The sequence below is a fragment of the Mesorhizobium sp. M0800 genome (assembly GCF_040320095.1).
Lineage (GTDB): Bacteria > Pseudomonadota > Alphaproteobacteria > Rhizobiales > Rhizobiaceae > Mesorhizobium.
In genome coordinates this window covers 177,285-194,662 of record NZ_JAMYOZ010000008.1, presented here as the reverse complement: position 1 = coordinate 194,662, position 17,378 = coordinate 177,285, and the positions used below count along the sequence as shown (strand labels likewise).

Below are 17,378 nucleotides of genomic sequence, written 5' to 3'. Positions count from 1 at the left end.
GCCCAGAAAGCTGACATGGCGCCGCCGCTTCTCAATCTCGACGGGATAAAGCTGACCTTTGGCGGCACGCCGCTGCTAGACGGTGCCGCCCTGACAGCCTCAGTTGGCGACAAGATCGCCCTGGTCGGCCGCAACGGCTCTGGCAAGTCGACGCTCCTCAAGATCGCCGCCGGGCTGATCGAACCGCAGGACGGCGAAGTCTTCCGCCAGCCTTCGGCGACCGTGCGCTACTTGCCGCAAATGCCCGACATGGACGGCTTTGCGACTGTCCGCGCCTATGTCGAGGCGGGGCTCGGGCCGGCCGACGATCCCTACCGCGCCACCTATCTGATGGAGCATCTCGGCCTGACCGGCGAGGAACGGCCGAACGACCTCTCCGGCGGCGAGGCGCGGCGCGCCGCCCTCGCCCGCGTCATGGCGCCGGAGCCCGACATTCTCCTCCTCGATGAGCCGACCAATCATCTTGACCTTTCGGTCATCGAATGGCTGGAGGAGGAGCTTGCCCGCACCTCCTCGGCACTGGTCGTCATCTCGCATGACCGCCGTTTTCTCGAGCGCGTGTCACGCGCCACAATCTGGCTCGACCGCGGCCAGACCCGCCGTCTCGACAAGGGCTTTGGCTATTTCGAGGAATGGCGCGACACGGTGCTGGAGGAGGAAGAGCGCGAGCAGCACAAGCTCGGTCGCCAGATCGTGCGCGAGGAGCACTGGCTGCGCTTTGGCGTGACAGCAAGGCGCAAGCGCAACATGCGCCGGCTCGGTGAGTTGCAGACCATGCGCCAGCGCTTTCGTGGTCATCGCGGCGCCGAGGGTGCGGCGACGATGACAGCCAGCGACGCCGCCGAATCCGGCAAGCTGGTGATCGAAGCCAAGAACATCGAGAAGAGCTTTGGCGATCTGACCGTGGTCAAGGGATTCTCGACCCGCATCCAGCGCGGCGATCGCGTCGGTCTGGTCGGGCCGAACGGCGCCGGCAAGACGACGCTGTTGAAGATGCTGACCGGCGAAATGAAGCCGGACGCGGGCACGGTGCGGCTCGGCACAAATCTGGAGATCGCCACGCTCGACCAGAAGCGCGAAGCCGTCGACCCGCAGGAGACATTGGCGCAGTATCTCACCGACGGGCGCGGCGAGAACCTCGTCATCAATGGCGAGCAGCGCCACGTCGTCTCTTACATGAAAGACTTCCTGTTCAAGCCGGAACAGGCGCGCACGCCGGTGCGCGAGCTTTCGGGCGGCGAGCGGGCACGGCTGATTCTCGCACGCGTTTTGGCGCGGCCGGCAAACCTGCTTGTGCTCGACGAGCCGACCAACGACCTCGACATGGAGACGCTGGAGCTGCTGCAGGAACTGGTCGCCGGTTTTGCCGGCACGGTGATCCTGGTCAGCCACGATCGCGATTTCCTCGACCGCACCGTGACCAGCATCATCGCGCCGGATGGCGACGGCCGCTGGATCGAATATGCCGGCGGCTATTCCGACATGCTGGCGCAGCGCGGCGGCACCAGGCTGGACGACCGCAAGGCGCGACCAAAGGCCGAGACGGGCGACGCGACGGCGGCAAGCAGGAGTGAAGCGGCCGCACCGAAGGGCCCGGCCAAGAAACTGTCGTTCAAGCAGAAATTCGCGCTGGAAACCTTACCCAAGAAGATCGAGGCGGTGTCGGCCTCGATCTCGCGGCTGGAGAACAACATCGCCGATCCGGCCTATTACGAGCGCGACCCGGCCTCGTTCCAAAAGACGATTGCCGCGCTCGACAAGGAGCGCGTCACACTGGCAGCGCTCGAGGAGGAATGGCTGGAACTCGAGATGCTAAGGGAAGAGATGGAGGGATGAGAGGTTGCATGCACGCTCATATGCGCCTACATTATGCGCATAAATGGGAGCGGCTGTATGCTTCAATCGAATCCAAAAACCCAAAGAAAGTCGGTTAATACATCGATCGACTCCCGATTGATCGAGGATGCCAAGGCGTTGGGCATCAATATATCCCGCGCTGCGGAAGAGGGCATCGCCAAGGCGATTTCGGCCGAAAAAAACCGCCGGTGGCAGGAGGAAAACAAGGAAGCGATCGACAGTTCGAATGACTATGTCAGGCGCAACGGCTTGCCTCTGGCCAAGCACCGGCTGTTTTGATGGCACGTTATGATTTCTACCAGAGTGCCGAAGGCGACGGTTACCTTCTCGATGTCCAATCCGACCTTCTGGGACGGCTCGACACGAAGGTCGTCGTCCCGCTGATGCCAGCCAATAAGGCCCCAGTGCCGGGCCGCCGGCTAAACCCTATCTTCACCATCAACGGTAAGGACCATGTCATGGTCACTCAATTCACGTCAGCCTTGATGACCTCTGAATTGCCCGTTGCCGAAGGAAATCTTTCTCGCCATCACGACGACATCGTGAGCGCGCTCGACATGCTGTTCCAAGGCTTCTGAGCCAGAGAGGCGTTGGGCTGGTGAGCCGGCCTCACCCCGCCGTCTTTGTCTGCCAGGCCTTTAGCGCCTCGTCGAACACCTTCTCGCCTGGAATGCCCTTTTCCATGGTGAGCAGCGCCCGCCGCCCGGTCTTGTAGACGACCGGCACGTCGATCCAGTCCTGGCCTCTGAGCAAGGTCAGATTGGCGTCTTCATCCGCCTTGGTATCGTTGAGCGCAACCAGGAAGAAACCGTCGGCGATCTTGGCCGGGATGCCGATCAGCGGGCTTCCGGCATCCTGCTCGGAGCCCTTCATGGCGACACGCAGGATGTTGTCGACGCCGCCGCCCTCGAAGCCGTCGGGCGTCAGGAAGATCATCTCGATAATATGGCTGGCCGGCAGCGTCTGGTCGGTGTTGCGACGGATCGTCATGCGCAACTGGATATCCTTGCCTGGAATGGTCGCCTCGGCGCGGATCGCCGGCTCGGGCGGCAGGTCGCCACCGGGCGATTCCTGCACCAGCGACCAGACGATGTTGCCGGGCTCGGCCGAGCCTTGAGCGGTGCTGGTGCGCTCCTCGTAGAAGATCGCCTTCTGGCCGACGGCCAACGTGGCTTGCGGCGGAACTGCCGTTGGTGCCGCTGCCGGTGCGGGCGGCGGGGCGGCCGCTGCAGGCGCTGCTGCCCCGTTGGCGGGCGGCGTTGCGGGAGTTGGTGCAGCGGACCCATCGACTGCTGGAGCATTGGCCGTGGCTTGCGTGTCGGCGGGTGCGGCCGGTGCCGGCGCGGCGGGTGCCGGGGTGGTCGGCGCTTGTGCGGCCGATGGCGGCGTGGTCAGTGCGGCGACGGATTCGCCTTCGCCGATGCCCGCCTGCCCGGCCGCGGGGCCGGGATCGACTTCGTGGCCCTCGGGCGTCAGGCGCTGCGTGAACTTCGCGCCCTCGCCGGCCTCCGTCGGAGGCGCGGCGGCCGGTACGGCCGCATCGGCCTCCGGCTTGGCCGGGGCTGGTTTTACCAGCGGTTCGGTGGCGACGGCTTTGGTCGAGTCGAGGCCGAGCATGCTGCCGAACGCATCCTTGTTCAGCCAGATGCCATAGCCACCACCGGCAATGACGAGCAAGGCAATGGCGGCGGCGATCACACCGCCATAGCTGCGCCTGCGCTCGGCAGGATGGAGCCGCTGGAACCTGTCCTCCGCGGGGCCGCCGTCGTTGGAAAAGTCGTCGCCCCGAAAAACGCCGTCTTGGCCGTCAGCCGTCGGAAGATCCATATCGGATGGCGGCGGACCAGCGCGCTCCTGAGAAAGAGCGACGGGCTGCGGCTTTTGCCAGTTCGGCGCCGCCTTGGCGGGCGTGGGCTGCCAGGCCGGCCCGGTCTTTGCCGGCTCGGTCTTGGCCGGCTGCCATGCCGGCTCCGTCTTTGCTGGCTGTCGGATATGGCTGGACTGGTTCTTGTTGCGGTCGATGGAGGAGAAGATGTCCTCCAGTTCCGCCAGCGGGTCGGGTGGCGGCGCAGGCTTGGCATAGTCCCGCTCGACTTTGGCGATGGCGTCTTCCAGTGCACGCATCTGCCGGTCGACATCGGAAGGCGTCATCGTGGCCTTCTCTGCGAGTTGTTTCGCGATTGACGAACGGGCCCTGTCATAGACCCTGGCGCGCACTTCCGCCGACGGCTCACCGAGTTTATCGAGCGCCTTTTTCAGAATAGGAACAAAATCTACCATACGTCAGTCGACCTGCATTTGTTTCTGGGCCGGCCCCCGCAAATCAGCCGCAATGCCCGGAAGGCTGAGAAACTAGTCTTGAAACGGATCGGTCACAAGTATCGTGTCGTCCCGTTCAGGGCTGGTGGAAAGGAGTGCGACCGGCGCGCCGATCAGCTCTTCGATGTAGCGGACGTACTTCACCGCCTGGGCCGGCAGGTCGTTCCAGCTGCGCGCGCCGGCAGTGGTGCCTTTCCACCCCTCCAGCGTCTCGTAGACCGGTTCGACGCGGGCCTGCGCACCCTGGCTGGCCGGCAGGTAATCGATCGCCTCGCCGTCGAGTCGGTAGCCGGTACAGACCTTGATCTCGTCCAGCCCATCGAGCACATCGAGCTTGGTCAGCGCAATGCCCTTGATGCCGTTGACGGCGACAGCCTGGCGGACCAGCACGGCATCGAACCAGCCGCAGCGCCGCTTGCGGCCGGTGACGACGCCGAATTCATGGCCGCGCGTGCCCAGGAACTCGCCGATCTCGTTCTTCTGTTCGGTTGGAAACGGGCCTTCGCCGACGCGCGTCGTATAGGCCTTGGTGATGCCGAGCACATAGCCGATGGCGCCCGGCCCGACACCCGACCCGGCGGCGGCCTGACCGGCAACCGTATTGGACGAGGTGACGAACGGATAGGTGCCGTGGTCGATGTCGAGCAACGTGCCTTGCGCGCCCTCGAACAGGATGCGCTCGCCGGCGCGGCGCTTGTCGTCGAGGATTTTCCAGACGCGGTCCATATAGGGCAGGATCTCGTCGGCCACCGAGATCAGCTCGCTCATGATCGCCTCATGCGTGACCTCGGCATGGCCGAGCCCGCGCCGCAGCGCATTGTGGTGCGTCAGCAGTCTGTCGACCTTCAAGGGCAGCGTTTCCAAATCCGCCAAATCCATCACCCTGACCGCGCGCCGGCCCACCTTGTCTTCATAGGCGGGACCGATGCCGCGACGGGTCGTGCCGATCTTCGTTCCGGAATTGGAAGCGGCGTCCTCGCGAAATCCGTCCAGCTCCCGGTGCAAGGACAGGATAAGCGCGGTGTTTTCGGCTATTTTCAGGCGGTCTGGCGTCACCTCGACGCCCTGCGCCTTCAATTTCGCAACCTCCGCGACGAAAGCGTGCGGATCGAAGACGACGCCATTGCCGATGATGGAAAGCTTGCCTTGCCGCACCACGCCGGACGGCAGCAGCGACAGCTTGTAGACCTTGCCGTCGACGACCAGCGTGTGGCCGGCATTGTGGCCGCCCTGGAAGCGCACGACAACATCGGCGCGCTCCGACAGCCAGTCTACGATCTTGCCTTTGCCCTCATCGCCCCATTGCGAGCCGACGACCACCACATTGGCCATATTTCTTTTCCCTTGAGACGCCGCACGAGCAGCTTGAAACAATTCGAAACGATAGGCCTCTATCGCATCGGCCCCCAAAATCGGAATCGATTTTCGGAAAAGCACGACGCGAGATTAAAGCCTTCCGACGCGTACTTTGTAGCGTCCAATTGCACGCACGTCGCTCTATAGCGTCAAGACCCGGCGAACGCGACCACTCTTTGCCGCCCAAAACGCTCCGAGGCACAACAATTTTCGCCTTTGACATCATTTACTTGGGCTGGCGGTCGCAATAGGCCCACACCGACCGTCAAATTCCCTCTGCCTGGCCGGGAGTTCACGATGCATCGAGCCGCCTATCTGTTCCTGCTGTGCACCACCTTGCTGTGGGGCGGCAACTCCGTGGCGGGAAAGCTGGCGGTCGGTCATATCTCGCCGATGACGCTGGTCTTCCTGCGTTGGCTGCTGGCGGTTCTGATCCTGCTGCCGATCGGCTGGGGAACGCTACGCCAAGACTGGCCGGTGGTGCGCAGGCACTGGTTGCTGCTTGGCGGGCTCGGCGCTTGCGGCTTCGCCTTTTTCAATGCGATCTTCTACACGGCGCTCAACTACACGACGGCGATCAACGTCTCGATCGAGCAGGCGGCGATACCGATCGTGATCATCATCGCCAATTTCGTGCTGTTTCGCCTGCGGGTGAACCGGGTGCAGATAGCTGGCGTCGTGCTGACCATCATTGGCGTCGCGGTGACGGCGAGCCATGGCGACCTGCGCCAGCTTCTCAAGCTGGATCTCAACTTTGGCGACGCGATCATGCTGGTCGCCGTGCTTTGCTACTCCTTCTATTCGGTGGGGTTGCGGCTGAAGCCGGTCATCCGCTGGCAGAGCCTGATGCTGGCGCTGTCGGTTGCCGCACTCGTCACATCGCTGCCTTTCTTCCTGTGGGAGATTGCCGCCGGCAAGGTCATCGTCCCCGATGCCCGCGGCTGGGCGGTCGCGTTCTATACCGCCATCGGTGCTTCGGTCATCTCGCAGATCTTCTATATCAGGGGCAACGAGCTGATCGGCGCCAACCGGGCCGGCCTGTTCATCAATCTGGTGCCGATCTTCGGTACGCTGCTATCGGTGCTGATTGTCGGTGAGACATTCCAGCTCTATCAGGCGCTGGCTCTCGCGCTGGTGCTCGGTGGCATCAGCCTCGCCGAATACAGCGGACGGAAAATGGCGGCATCCGCTGCTGAATGAAGTCGCTTGCCGCGACGTTCCACCGCCCCGCATGCTGCTGCACACGGGGCGACGGAATTTCAGGCTATCCCCACATCGAAATGCAGCCGCTTGGCGGAGTCGATCGACTTGTGCGAGCGCACCTGCGCCAACACGTTTTCCGGGAACGGCGCATCGAGATAGAGCAATGCGATGGCATCGCCGCCCGGCCGGTTGCGGCCGAGCTGGAAGTTGGCGATGTTGACGCCGTTCTCGCCGCACACCGTGCCGAGCAGACCGATGATGCCGGGCGCGTCGGCATTGGTCGTGTAGAGCATGTGCTGGCCGACCTCTGCGTCGAGATTGATGCCCTTGATCTGGATGAAGCGCGGCTTGCCGTCCGAGAAACAGGTGCCGGCGATTGAGCGCGTCCTGTGCTCGGTCTTGACCGTCAGCTTGATATAGCCGTCGAACACGCCCGACTTGTCACGCTTGACCTCGGCGACGATGATGCCGCGCTCCTTCACCATGATCGGCGCCGACACCATGTTGACGTCGGAGACCTGCGGCCGGATCAGCCCGGCAAGGGTGGCACTGATCAGCGCGCGCGTGTTCATCGTCGCGGTCGAGCCGTCGAACAGTATCTCGACCTCCTTGATCGGATCCTCGGTGACCTGTCCGACAAAGGCGCCGAGCACTTCGGCAAGCTTGACGAAAGGTTTCAGCCGCGGCGCCTCTTCGGCGGTGATCGACGGCATGTTGATGGCGTTGGAAACGGCGCCCTTGATCAAATAGTCGGACATCTGCTCGGCGACATGCAGGGCGACATTCTCCTGCGCTTCGGTGGTCGACGCGCCGAGATGCGGCGTCGCCACGACATTCTCCATGCCGAACAGTGCGTTGTTGTCCGCCGGTTCGACCTCGAACACGTCGATGCCGGCGCCGGCCACCTTGCCGCTCTTCAGCGCCGCGATCAGGTCGGCCTCGACAATCAGCCCGCCACGGGCGCAGTTGATGATACGCACGCCGGTCTTCATCTTGGCGATCGCCGCGGCGTCGATGATGTTGCGCGTCTTGTCGGTAAGCGGCGTGTGCAGCGTGATGAAGTCGGCGCGGGCGAACAGCTCGTCGAGCTCGACCTTTTCGACGCCGAGCTCTTCGGCGCGGCTGTCCGACAGGAATGGATCGAAGGCGATGACATGCATCTTCAGGCCGACGCCGCGCGTAGCGACGATCGAACCGATATTGCCGCAGCCGATGATGCCCAGCGTCTTGCCGGTGATCTCGACACCCATGAAGCGGTTCTTTTCCCATTTGCCGGCGTGGGTCGAGGCGTTGGCCTCCGGTATCTGGCGGGCCAGCGCGAAGATCATGGCGACGGCATGCTCGGCGGTGGTGATCGAATTGCCGAAGGGCGTGTTCATCACGATGATGCCCTTGCGGCTCGCCGCCGGGATGTCGACATTGTCGACGCCGATGCCGGCGCGGCCCACGACCTTCAGCCTGGTCGCGGCATTGATCAGCTTCTCCGTGACCTTTGTCGCCGAGCGGATGGCCAGCCCATCATACTGGCCGATCACTTCGAGCAGTTTTTCCTTGTCCTTGCCGAGATCCGGCAAATAGTCGACCTCGATGCCGCGATCCCTGAAGATCTGCACGGCGGTTGTGGAAAGTTTGTCTGAGACGAGAACGCGGGGCATTGGCTTGGTCCTTTGCGATTGGCGTCCCTCCCCCTTGAGGGGAGGGTCGGCGCGAAGCGCCGGGGTGGGGTCGTTGCGGCCGGATGCGGCCAAATCTTTTTCTTTCTGGATGGCGGATCGTTGAGCGGGTGGAGGCGACCCCACCCGGCCCTTCGGGCCACCCTCCCCTCGAGGGGAGGGAGTCAGGCCGCCGCTTTGAGCGACGCCTTTTGCGCGGCAAAGGCCCAGTCGAGCCAGGGCAGCAGCGCTTCGAGATCGGAGGTCTCGACTGTCGCGCCGCACCAGATGCGCAGGCCGGGCGGTGCATCGCGGTAGGCACCGATGTCGTAGGCGACGCCTTCCTTGTCGAGCACCGAGACAATTGCCTTGACGAACGCAGCCTGTCCATCGGCGTCGAGTGCAGCGACATCCGGATCGGTGAAGGAAAGGCAGACCGATGTGTTCGAACGCGTCGCCGGGTCTACGGCAAGATGGCCGAGCCAGGAAGATTTTCCGACAAAGCGATCGAGAACAGCGGCATTGGCATCCGCTCTGGTGACCAGCGCGTCGAGGCCGCCGATCGACTTCGCCCAACGCAGCGCGTCGAGATAGTCCTCGACGCACAGCATCGACGGCGTGTTGATCGTCTCGCCCTTGAAGATGCCTTCGATCAGCTTGCCGCCCGAGGTGAGACGGAAGATCTTCGGCAGCGGCCAGGCCGGTTTGTAGCTTTCCAGGCGTTCGACGGCGCGCGGGCTGAGGATCAGCATTCCGTGCGCGCCCTCACCGCCCAGCACCTTCTGCCAGGAGAAGGTGACAACGTCGAGTTTCCTGAAATCGAGCTGTTGCGCAAAGGCCGCCGAAGTAGCGTCGCAGATGGTCAGGCCCTTGCGGGTGGCCGGGATGAAATCGCCGTTCGGCACGCGCACACCCGACGTCGTGCCATTCCAGGTGAAGACCACGTCGCGGTCGAAGTCGATTTTGGTCAGGTCCGGCAATGCGCCGTAGTCCGTCTCTAACCTGCGAACATCGGCGAGCCTCAGCTGCTTGACCACATCGGTGACCCAGCCGGAGCCGAAGCTCTCCCAGGCGACCATGTCGACGCCGCGTTCGCCGAGCAGCGACCACAGCGCCATTTCGACCGCGCCGGTATCCGAGGCCGGCACGATGCCGATGCGGTAATCCGCCGGAACCTGGAGGATTTCCCGCGTCAGCTCGATCGCTTGTTCGAGCTTGGTCTTGCCGATCTTGGCACGGTGCGAGCGCGCGAGCGCGGCATTTTTGAGCGCCTCGACCGACCAGCCGGGGCGTTTTGCACAGGGACCTGAGGAAAAATTGGGATTTGCCGGACGGAATCCGGGCTTCGTATGCGTCGTCATCGTGGTCTATCCTTCCAGATAGTGGCCCCTCGTTGGGGAGGGGTGGCCCACGGACGGCGATATGCGTTCAGGCTTTCGGCGTCAAGGGGAAAGTTTTTGTCGCTGCCGGGATATTGCCGGCGGCGAAACGCAAACGGCGGGCCTACGACCCGCCATTGTCAACGCCTCGGCTTCGATCGAGCCTACCAGAGATCGTAGCGTAGTCCGACTTTGACTTGATGATTGTTGATTCCTTTGCGGATCGGAAAGGAAGTCAGGCTCTCGGCAGTCACATATTCGGCGTCTGGCGCGGAAAAATACTGATAGCCCAGATCGACTGAGACGTTCTTGGACACTTGGTAGGCAAGGCCGGCATTCAGCGTGTAGGCGAAGGAGTATTGGGTCTTGTTGTCACGCAGGACGAAATCGTCGGTGGGGTCGGCGTTGTCGGTGAAGTAGCTCGCCGAGAGGCGACGCTTGCTCTGCAGGATACCGACACCAGCGCCGAGATAAGGTGTGATTCCGACATAGGTCCCAAGATCGACATAGCCATTGAGTATGCCTGAGAAGGCATAGTTCTTCAGGGTCGCCGATGCCACGGTCGTTCCGTCGTTATAGCCGACGTCGATCTTGTTGCCGGGAAGATAGCCCACATTGAGATCGGCGCGCAGATAGTCGTTGAAATGGTAGCCGAAGCCGATGCTGGCGAAGATGGGATCTTCCTTTTCGTCGAAGCTCGCGGGTGTAAAGGCGAAATGCTCATCCTTGAAGCTCTTCTGCACCAGATAGGAGACATCGCCACGCAGATACCATCCCGAGCCAACCTCGACCGGTACATAGTCGGGCGCCTGGTCGACATAGACCGGCGGTTCGTAATCGGCGCCAAGCGCCGGCGTCAGCGGCACCAGGACGACTGCTGCAAGCGCCAGTGCTACAGGCGATTTGAATGTCATGGTCCTCGGCTCCCGAACTTGGCGCATTCGCGATCGCGCGCCGTTTCAGACAGCATTGTTAACCATAGTGGTTAAGTGCGGGTTAAGGATAACAAGGCGTTAGCAATTGATTTGATCCGCCTTCGCTCCTCGAGCCGGACGGTGTTACAGAGCGCCGCAGCATGTTTAGGCAGCCAAACGAAACCGCCCGGCATCAGCCGGGCGGTCAACGAATTCCTCGATTTCGAAGCGACTACTTGGTGTAGACGGGCTCGGGTTCCGGAACATAAGGTTCCGGTTCAACGCAGTCCGATCTGCCGAACTGGTAGCGCAGGCCGCCGCGCACCTCATGAACATTGATGCCATTGTCATAGCCGGGGCCGACGCCGCTGCCGAAGTCGAACATCTTCCCACCGTTTATATGGCTGTAGCGGTAGCCGACGTCGAGTTTGACGCGATCGGTCAAACAGTAGGATGCGCCAACCATGGCAGCATAGGCAAAACGCCAGCCCTTGCCGCCGCGGTGGAAGAATTCACCGTCTTCATCGCTGTTGTGGAGTGTATCCCACTTAACCCAGGCGCCGCCGATGCCGGCGCCGACATAGGGCGTGATACCGTGCCATGTGCCGATATCGACATAGGCGTTGGCGAGCAGCAGCAGCGCGGTATAGGACGAGGTGTCGACCGAAGTACAAGGATCTCCATCAAGGCAGATGCCGCTGGTCGAGCCGCGGAAGGTGGATTTGCTCATCCAGTCCGCGGTCAAGTCGGTGCGGAAGTGCCGGTCGATTTGATAGCCAACGCCGGCACCGGCCGAGAAAGCACTCTTCAGCTTGCCGCTGTCAAAAGTGCCGGTTCCGGGAGGCGGTCCGTAGGTGATATAGTCGGCGCCGCGAAACTTCGACCAGTGATAGTCGATGTCGCCACGGATATACCAGCCGCCAAAGTCGGCCGGCTGCTCGTAGGCGATCGGTGGCGGCGCCTCCTCGACGACGGGCGGCTCGACGAAATCGGCGGCGAATGCCGGCCCGGCGCCGGCAAACACCGCGGCCAGGAGAGCCATTCTTGCTGTGTTGAACATGCTTATCACCCCTGAGAAACCCTCGAACGGCGAACGCGCCCGAAATGTGATTGACCTCAGTTGTGGATAATGAATCGGAAAGGTTAAAAGGCGTTTAACCGTATTGATTAACCACGAATCTCTAAAAGTCGAGCAATCTGGCGGCCGTTGCTGCAGGCGGAGCTGGCCGCGACCCAATAAAAAAGCCCGCCGGCAAGGCGGGCTTTTGAACCGATGTTGGAGGGAGATCAGGCGGCGCTGCGCGTTTCCGAAATGACCTCGACGATGTCGTTGACCACGGACTCGACAAGCTGCGGGTCGTCGCCCTCCGCCATGACGCGGATGAGCGGCTCCGTGCCGGATGGCCGGATGACCAGGCGCCCGGCCTTGCCGAGGCGATTGCGCGCATCTTCGATCGCCGCTTTGACCGGCGCCTCCTCCAGCGGCTTGCCGCCGGAAATATGCACATTCTTCAAAAGCTGCGGCACCGGCTCGAATTTCTTCGACAGTTCGCTGACCGGCCGGTTATGCCGCTTGATGCAGGCGAGCACCTGGAGCGCCGAGACGAGCCCGTCGCCGGTAGTCGAGAAATCGGACAGCACGATGTGGCCCGACTGTTCGCCGCCGACATTGAGCCCATGGGCACGCATGTGCTCGACGACATAGCGGTCACCGACCTTGGTGCGATGCAACTGCAGGTTCATGTCGCCGAGGAAGCGTTCGAGGCCGAGATTGGACATCACCGTCGAGACGACGCCGCCGCCGGCCAGCCGTCCGCTCTGGTGCCAGGATTCGGCGATCAGTGCCATGATCTGGTCGCCATCGACGATCGCGCCGTTCTCGTCGACGATGACGACGCGGTCGGCATCGCCGTCGAGCGCAATGCCGATATCGGCGCGCACCTCGTGCACCTTCTTTTGCAGGCCGGCCGGATGAGTCGAGCCGCATTCCTTGTTGATGTTGAAGCCGTTGGGCTCGACATTGATGGCAACGACCTCGGCGCCGAGTTCCCACAGCGCGTCGGGCGCCACCTTGTAGGCGGCGCCATTGGCGCAATCGACGACGATGCGCAGGCCCGACAGCGACATCGAGCGCGGCAGCGTGCGCTTGGCGAATTCGATATAGCGGTCATGCACGCCGTCGACGCGTTTGGCGCGGCCGAGCCCATCGGAATCGGCGAGCGCCAGTTCGATATCCTTGTCGAGCATCCCCTCGATACGCTCCTCGATCTCATCAGACAGCTTGTAGCCATCGGGACCGAACAGCTTGATGCCGTTGTCGTAATAGGGGTTGTGCGAGGCAGAGATCATCACGCCGATATCGGCGCGCAGCGAGCGCACCAGCATGGCAACAGCCGGCGTCGGAATCGGGCCGAGCAGGAAGACATCCATGCCGGCGGCGCACAGGCCGGACACCATGGCGTTCTCGATCATGTAGCCGGAAAGCCTGGTATCCTTGCCGAGCACGACGCGGTGGCGGTGGCTGCCGCGCTGGAACGAGAGGCCGGCGGCCATGCCAACCCGCATGGCGACCTCCGCCGTCATTGGAAACTTGTTGGCTCGCCCACGAATGCCGTCCGTACCGAAATAATGTCCTGCCATGTTCGCCAGCTTCCCGATGGTTCTTTCCGAGCATCTCATGCCATAAAATGGCCCAAGCCCCGTCATCACATTGTATGATTATGGACGACCAATCCTTAGAAAATTATTGTTTTGTGTGTTTTGCGTCACGCTAGTGTGTTGATTTTCAAGTTCCGAGCCCTTGTTGCGGCAGCAACATCAGAAACGTCAACTCAAACCTCATCTGGATCCTTTGGTCTGTGCCAGTGTGGCCTTGAACTCGAATCCGCATCGTGCTGCTCCAGACAGCGGTAGGCTCAGGTCCGCCGCACCCGCCGATTTGACTGGCCGTCATGCGACGCAGTGTCCTCGCTGGGAACCAGCCATATGCGCGCTCTCCGTGCAATGCACCCGCACGAACTTGGCCGGGAGACAGTCCCGGCAACGAATTCATCACCTTAAAGAAAAGAATGCACTTCTAAATTTGTCTCTGCGCTACTTAGCATCTGGCGCAACCAGCCGTTGAGCGCTATTGCTGCACTGGGACATATCATGAACCGCCGTAGGGAGAAAACGCATGCTCATCCACCGACTTGCCACTTTGACGGGTCTTGCCGTCGCGACCTTATTCCTGGCGGCGCCTGCCAACGCGCTGACCATGGCCGAGTGCAGCACCAAGTATAACGCGGCTAAGGATGCGGGAACGCTTGGCGGGCAGAACTGGAACCAGTTCCGCAAGGCCCAATGCGGCACCGATGCCACCGCCGCTACAACCGAACCCGCGCCAGCCAAAGCCACGGCCAAGGCCGCCGGCACGACCAAGGCAGCCGCCGCCGACGATGCGGCGCCGGGCCTGACGGCGAAGGAGTGCAGCACCAAATACCAGGCCGCCAAGGCTGCCGGCACGCTGAACGGCATGAAGTGGAACGATTTCCGCAAGACCCAGTGCGCCGCCGGCGCGACGGCAGCCGCACAACCCGCTGCCACGACCAAAGCAGCGGCGGCCAGCAGCGATGACGCGGCGCCTGGGCTGACGGCCAAGGAATGCAGCACCAAATACCAGGCCGCCAAGGCTGCCGGCACGCTCAACGGCATGAAATGGAACGACTTCCGCAAGAGTGAATGCGCCGCCGGCGCAACTGCAGCCGCACAGCCTGCCGCGGCACCTGCCAAGGCGACAACAGCCGCCGCGACCGATACCGGCAAAGGCCTCAGCATGGCGGATTGCAGCGCCAAATATCAGGCTGCCAAGGCCGGCAACACGCTGTATGGCATGAAGTGGAACGACTTCCGCAAGAGCCAATGCGGCGCCGGCGCAGCCGACGACGACACCCTGCCGGCTCCCGATGCCAAGTACACCGGCGATCCGCAACCGCCGACCATCACCGCCCCCCAGGGCGTGAAATTCCCGACGGCGATCTCCAAGAAGTATGCAACCGAGACCCCGGCCAAGGGCCGCATGCACACCTGCCTCGACCTCTATTACGCCAACAAGGACGCCAACACGCTGGGCGGCCTCAGGTGGATCCAGAAGGGCGGCGGCTTCTACAGCCTCTGCAACGCCAAGCTGAAGAGCTGACCGGCGCCACCATCCGACGACATGAGCCCGCGAGCCGCAAGGTTCGCGGGCTTTTTTGTTGCTGCCGAACACGTGCGAGGAGCGCCATCCGCGCGCAAGCGGCGCCGCTGCCAATCTGCCCCTCGTGGGGGAGATGTCCGGCAGGACAGAGGGCACTGTCCAGGGCACTGTCCCGCCGACATCGATGGTCGCCAGCACGCGCGACGCTTGGTCGAAAAGGAGCCTAAAATAAAAAAACCCGCCTCCGTGGGCGGGTCGGCGGCGCCAATTGGCACCATACTCAAATTAGTAGCATACCTGCCGGCACAAAGCAAGAACAAAATGTGGCGCGGCCGGCAAAAAATGCGAACTTCATTCTCCGGCGCGCCTTGTCGATCTTCCCGAAGTCGTCAACGAGGACGATAGAAGGCCCCATTCCTTCGCGCCCCGCTCTGTCCTGCCGGACATCTCCCCCACGAGGCGGGAGATTGGCCGTCATCGTCACTTTCGCCAGTTTCCAGCGATGCAGGAAGGATCGCATTCCCAAAAGAAAACGCCGCGGTTAGAGCCGCGGCGTTTCGAAGTCGATCTGTCCTGGGCCGGAGCCTAGCTTGACGGCTGGGGTTCCATGCCGCCTTCGGGCTCGGGGCCCTTCTTGCGGCGGCCGGACTTCGGCACGGCCGAGCCGCGGCTCGGCGGCGTGTCGTCGCCAAGGTCGCGCGCTGGCTTATTGCCGGCGATCAGCTGCTTGATCTCCTCGCCGGACAGCGTCTCGTATTCGAGCAGGCCCTGCGCCAGCGCGATCCATTCCTTCTTTTTCTTGGTCAGGATGGACCTTGCCGTCGAATAGGCCTCGTCGATCAGCCGGCGCACTTCGGCGTCGATGATCTGCGCCGTCTCTTCCGAGATGTTCTGCGTGCGCGCCACCGAATGGCCGAGGAACACCTCCTCCTGGTTGTCGCCATAGGCGACATGGCCGAGCTTGTCGGAGAAACCCCAGCGCGTCACCATGGCACGCGCCAGCTTGGTCGCCTGCTCGATATCGGAGGAGGCGCCGGAGGTGATGTTCTCCTTGCCGAACTTGAACTCCTCGGCGACACGGCCGCCCATCATGATGGCGAGGCGCGAGATCATGTATTTGTAGCTCATCGAATAGCGGTCGCCTTCCGGCAGCTGCATGACCATGCCGAGTGCCCGGCCGCGCGGGATGATGGTCGCCTTGTGCAGCGGATCGGCCGACGGCACGTTGAGCGCCAGGATGGCATGGCCGGCCTCATGATAGGCGGTCAGCTCCTTCTCGGCCTGCGTCATCGCCGACGAGCGGCGCTCGGCGCCCATCATGATCTTGTCCTTGGCGTCCTCGAATTCGGCCATGGTGACGAGGCGCTTGTTGCGCCGCGCCGCCATCAGGGCGGATTCGTTGACCAGGTTCATCAGGTCGGCGCCGGAAAAGCCCGGCGTGCCGCGCGCGATCACCTTGAGGTCGACATTGGGCGCCAGCGGCACGTTGCGCACATGCACTTTCAGGATCTTCTCGCGGCCGACGATGTCGGGGTTCGGCACCACCACCTGGCGGTCGAAGCGGCCCGGCCTCAGCAGCGCCGGATCGAGCACGTCTGGCCGGTTGGTGGCGGCGATCAGGATGATGCTTTCGTTGGATTCGAAGCCATCCATCTCGACCAGCAGCTGGTTCAGCGTCTGCTCGCGTTCATCATTGCCGCCGCCGAGGCCGGCGCCGCGATGGCGGCCGACCGCGTCGATTTCGTCGATGAAGATGATGCAAGGCGCGTTCTTCTTGGCTTGGTCGAACATGTCGCGGACGCGGCTTGCGCCGACGCCGACGAACATCTCGACGAAGTCCGAGCCCGAAATGGTGAAGAACGGCACGTTGGCTTCACCCGCGACCGAGCGGGCGAGCAGCGTCTTGCCGGTTCCGGGAGGACCGACGAGCAGCACGCCGCGTGGGATCTTGCCGCCGAGCCGCTGGAATTTCTGCGGGTCGCGCAGGAACTCGACGATCTCTTCCAGATCTTCCTTGGCTTCGTCGACGCCGGCGACGTCCTGGAAGGTGACGCGGCCATGTGCTTCGGTCAAAAGCTTGGCCTTCGACTTGCCGAAGCCCATGGCGCGGCCGGAACCGGACTGCATCTGGCGCATGAAGAATATCCAGACGCCGAGGATGAGGATCATCGGCAGCCAGGAGATCAGGGTGCCGAACAGCGAATTGGAGCCGTCGGACTCAGGACGCGCATTGATGGTGACGTTCTTGTCCTGCAGCCGCGAAACCAGCGACGGGTCCCCAGGCGAATAGGTCTGGAAGCCGTTGGAACTGTCCGTGTAGTTGCCGGAGATACGGGCGCCGGCGATGGTCACCGACTTGATCCGTCCCGCCGCGACTTCCTGCAGGAACTGCGAATAGGGAACATCGCTCGAGGCTCCACGCGTCTGGGGCGTTTGGAAAAGATTGAAGAGAGCGATGAGCAGGACCGCTATGATCGCCCAGAGCGCGAGGTTGCGATAATTCGGATTCATCAATTGTCCC

The 17,378-nt window shown here is 62.7% G+C and carries 13 protein-coding genes; 5 read left to right on the top strand and 8 right to left on the bottom strand.

The features are described 5' to 3' along the window. The first annotated feature begins 15 nt into the window (after positions 1–15). From NKI18_RS13465 to NKI18_RS13455, 3 genes are all read left to right on the top strand, one after another. On the top strand, positions 16–1,836 hold the full coding sequence (locus NKI18_RS13465; protein WP_352621100.1) for an ABC-F family ATP-binding cassette domain-containing protein: 1,821 nt from the start codon (positions 16–18) through the stop codon (positions 1,834–1,836). Between the two features lie 117 nt (positions 1,837–1,953). Further along, positions 1,954–2,136 (top strand): type II toxin-antitoxin system CcdA family antitoxin, encoded by a 183-nt coding sequence (locus tag NKI18_RS13460; RefSeq protein WP_023680565.1) that lies wholly within the window; start codon positions 1,954–1,956, stop codon positions 2,134–2,136. Continuing rightward, positions 2,136–2,435, top strand: coding sequence for a CcdB family protein (locus NKI18_RS13455; protein ID WP_352621098.1), 300 nt, complete (start codon positions 2,136–2,138; stop codon positions 2,433–2,435). Before NKI18_RS13460 ends, NKI18_RS13455 begins: the two co-directional genes overlap by 1 nt. 31 nt (positions 2,436–2,466) lie before the next feature. Here the strand turns inward: NKI18_RS13455 and NKI18_RS13450 are convergent, their stop codons facing one another. Both NKI18_RS13450 and NKI18_RS13445 read right to left on the bottom strand, forming a co-directional pair. Continuing rightward, positions 2,467–4,137 carry a hypothetical protein gene (locus tag NKI18_RS13450; RefSeq protein WP_352621096.1) on the bottom strand — a complete coding sequence of 557 codons (1,671 nt, stop codon included), beginning with the start codon at positions 4,135–4,137 and terminating at the stop codon, positions 2,467–2,469. 72 nt (positions 4,138–4,209) lie between these two features. Beyond that, on the bottom strand, positions 4,210–5,508 hold the full coding sequence (locus NKI18_RS13445; protein ID WP_023680654.1) for an adenylosuccinate synthase: 1,299 nt from the start codon (positions 5,506–5,508) through the stop codon (positions 4,210–4,212). Between the two features lie 321 nt (positions 5,509–5,829). Here NKI18_RS13445 and NKI18_RS13440 point away from each other — a divergent pair, with 321 nt between their 5' ends. Beyond that, a complete protein-coding gene (locus NKI18_RS13440) occupies positions 5,830–6,732 on the top strand; it encodes a DMT family transporter (RefSeq protein ID WP_352621094.1) in 903 nt (300 codons plus the stop codon). A gap of 59 nt (positions 6,733–6,791) precedes the next feature. Here NKI18_RS13440 and serA read toward each other — a convergent pair whose 3' ends face one another. The 5 genes from serA to glmM all read right to left on the bottom strand — a co-directional run bounded on the left by serA (position 6,792) and on the right by glmM (position 13,320). Continuing rightward, positions 6,792–8,390: a phosphoglycerate dehydrogenase gene (gene serA / locus NKI18_RS13435; RefSeq protein WP_352450817.1), complete on the bottom strand. Its 1,599-nt coding sequence runs from the start codon at positions 8,388–8,390 to the stop codon at positions 6,792–6,794. 182 nt (positions 8,391–8,572) lie between these two features. After that, a complete protein-coding gene (locus NKI18_RS13430; protein WP_352621092.1) occupies positions 8,573–9,748 on the bottom strand; it encodes a phosphoserine transaminase in 1,176 nt (391 codons plus the stop codon). A 182-nt stretch (positions 9,749–9,930) separates the two neighbouring features. Next, on the bottom strand, positions 9,931–10,680 hold the full coding sequence (locus tag NKI18_RS13425; protein WP_352450819.1) for an outer membrane protein: 750 nt from the start codon (positions 10,678–10,680) through the stop codon (positions 9,931–9,933). 232 nt (positions 10,681–10,912) lie between these two features. Beyond that, positions 10,913–11,740 carry an outer membrane protein gene (locus NKI18_RS13420; protein WP_352589941.1) on the bottom strand — a complete coding sequence of 276 codons (828 nt, stop codon included), beginning with the start codon at positions 11,738–11,740 and terminating at the stop codon, positions 10,913–10,915. 227 nt (positions 11,741–11,967) lie between these two features. Continuing rightward, complete coding sequence (glmM, locus tag NKI18_RS13415) at positions 11,968–13,320, bottom strand: phosphoglucosamine mutase (RefSeq protein WP_031213285.1); 1,353 nt, start codon at positions 13,318–13,320, stop codon at positions 11,968–11,970. 874 nt (positions 13,321–14,194) lie between these two features. On the opposite strand from glmM, the gene NKI18_RS13410 reads away from it, so the two are divergent. Beyond that, the gene (locus tag NKI18_RS13410; RefSeq protein WP_353019869.1) at positions 14,195–14,857 is read left to right on the top strand and encodes a hypothetical protein; all 663 of its coding nucleotides are present in this window, start codon (positions 14,195–14,197) and stop codon (positions 14,855–14,857) included. 585 nt (positions 14,858–15,442) lie between these two features. Here NKI18_RS13410 and ftsH read toward each other — a convergent pair. Further along, positions 15,443–17,368: an ATP-dependent zinc metalloprotease FtsH gene (gene ftsH / locus NKI18_RS13405; RefSeq protein ID WP_023677989.1), complete on the bottom strand. Its 1,926-nt coding sequence runs from the start codon at positions 17,366–17,368 to the stop codon at positions 15,443–15,445. Positions 17,369–17,378 lie beyond the last annotated feature (10 nt).

What these genes read in the sequence shown, in the direction of transcription:
- glmM (WP_031213285.1), bottom strand. Translation starts at nt 13,320, where the DNA reads ATGGCAGGACATTATTTCGGTACGGACGGCATTCGTGGGCGAGCCAAC.
- serA (WP_352450817.1), bottom strand. Translation starts at nt 8,390, where the DNA reads ATGCCCCGCGTTCTCGTCTCAGACAAACTTTCCACAACCGCCGTGCAG.
- NKI18_RS13450 (WP_352621096.1), bottom strand. Translation starts at nt 4,137, where the DNA reads ATGGTAGATTTTGTTCCTATTCTGAAAAAGGCGCTCGATAAACTCGGT.
- NKI18_RS13465 (WP_352621100.1), top strand. Translation starts at nt 16, where the DNA reads ATGGCGCCGCCGCTTCTCAATCTCGACGGGATAAAGCTGACCTTTGGC.
- ftsH (WP_023677989.1), bottom strand. Translation starts at nt 17,368, where the DNA reads ATGAATCCGAATTATCGCAACCTCGCGCTCTGGGCGATCATAGCGGTC.
- NKI18_RS13420 (WP_352589941.1), bottom strand. Translation starts at nt 11,740, where the DNA reads ATGTTCAACACAGCAAGAATGGCTCTCCTGGCCGCGGTGTTTGCCGGC.
- NKI18_RS13455 (WP_352621098.1), top strand. Translation starts at nt 2,136, where the DNA reads ATGGCACGTTATGATTTCTACCAGAGTGCCGAAGGCGACGGTTACCTT.
- NKI18_RS13440 (WP_352621094.1), top strand. Translation starts at nt 5,830, where the DNA reads ATGCATCGAGCCGCCTATCTGTTCCTGCTGTGCACCACCTTGCTGTGG.
- NKI18_RS13410 (WP_353019869.1), top strand. Translation starts at nt 14,195, where the DNA reads ATGAAGTGGAACGATTTCCGCAAGACCCAGTGCGCCGCCGGCGCGACG.
- NKI18_RS13445 (WP_023680654.1), bottom strand. Translation starts at nt 5,508, where the DNA reads ATGGCCAATGTGGTGGTCGTCGGCTCGCAATGGGGCGATGAGGGCAAA.
- NKI18_RS13425 (WP_352450819.1), bottom strand. Translation starts at nt 10,680, where the DNA reads ATGACATTCAAATCGCCTGTAGCACTGGCGCTTGCAGCAGTCGTCCTG.
- NKI18_RS13430 (WP_352621092.1), bottom strand. Translation starts at nt 9,748, where the DNA reads ATGACGACGCATACGAAGCCCGGATTCCGTCCGGCAAATCCCAATTTT.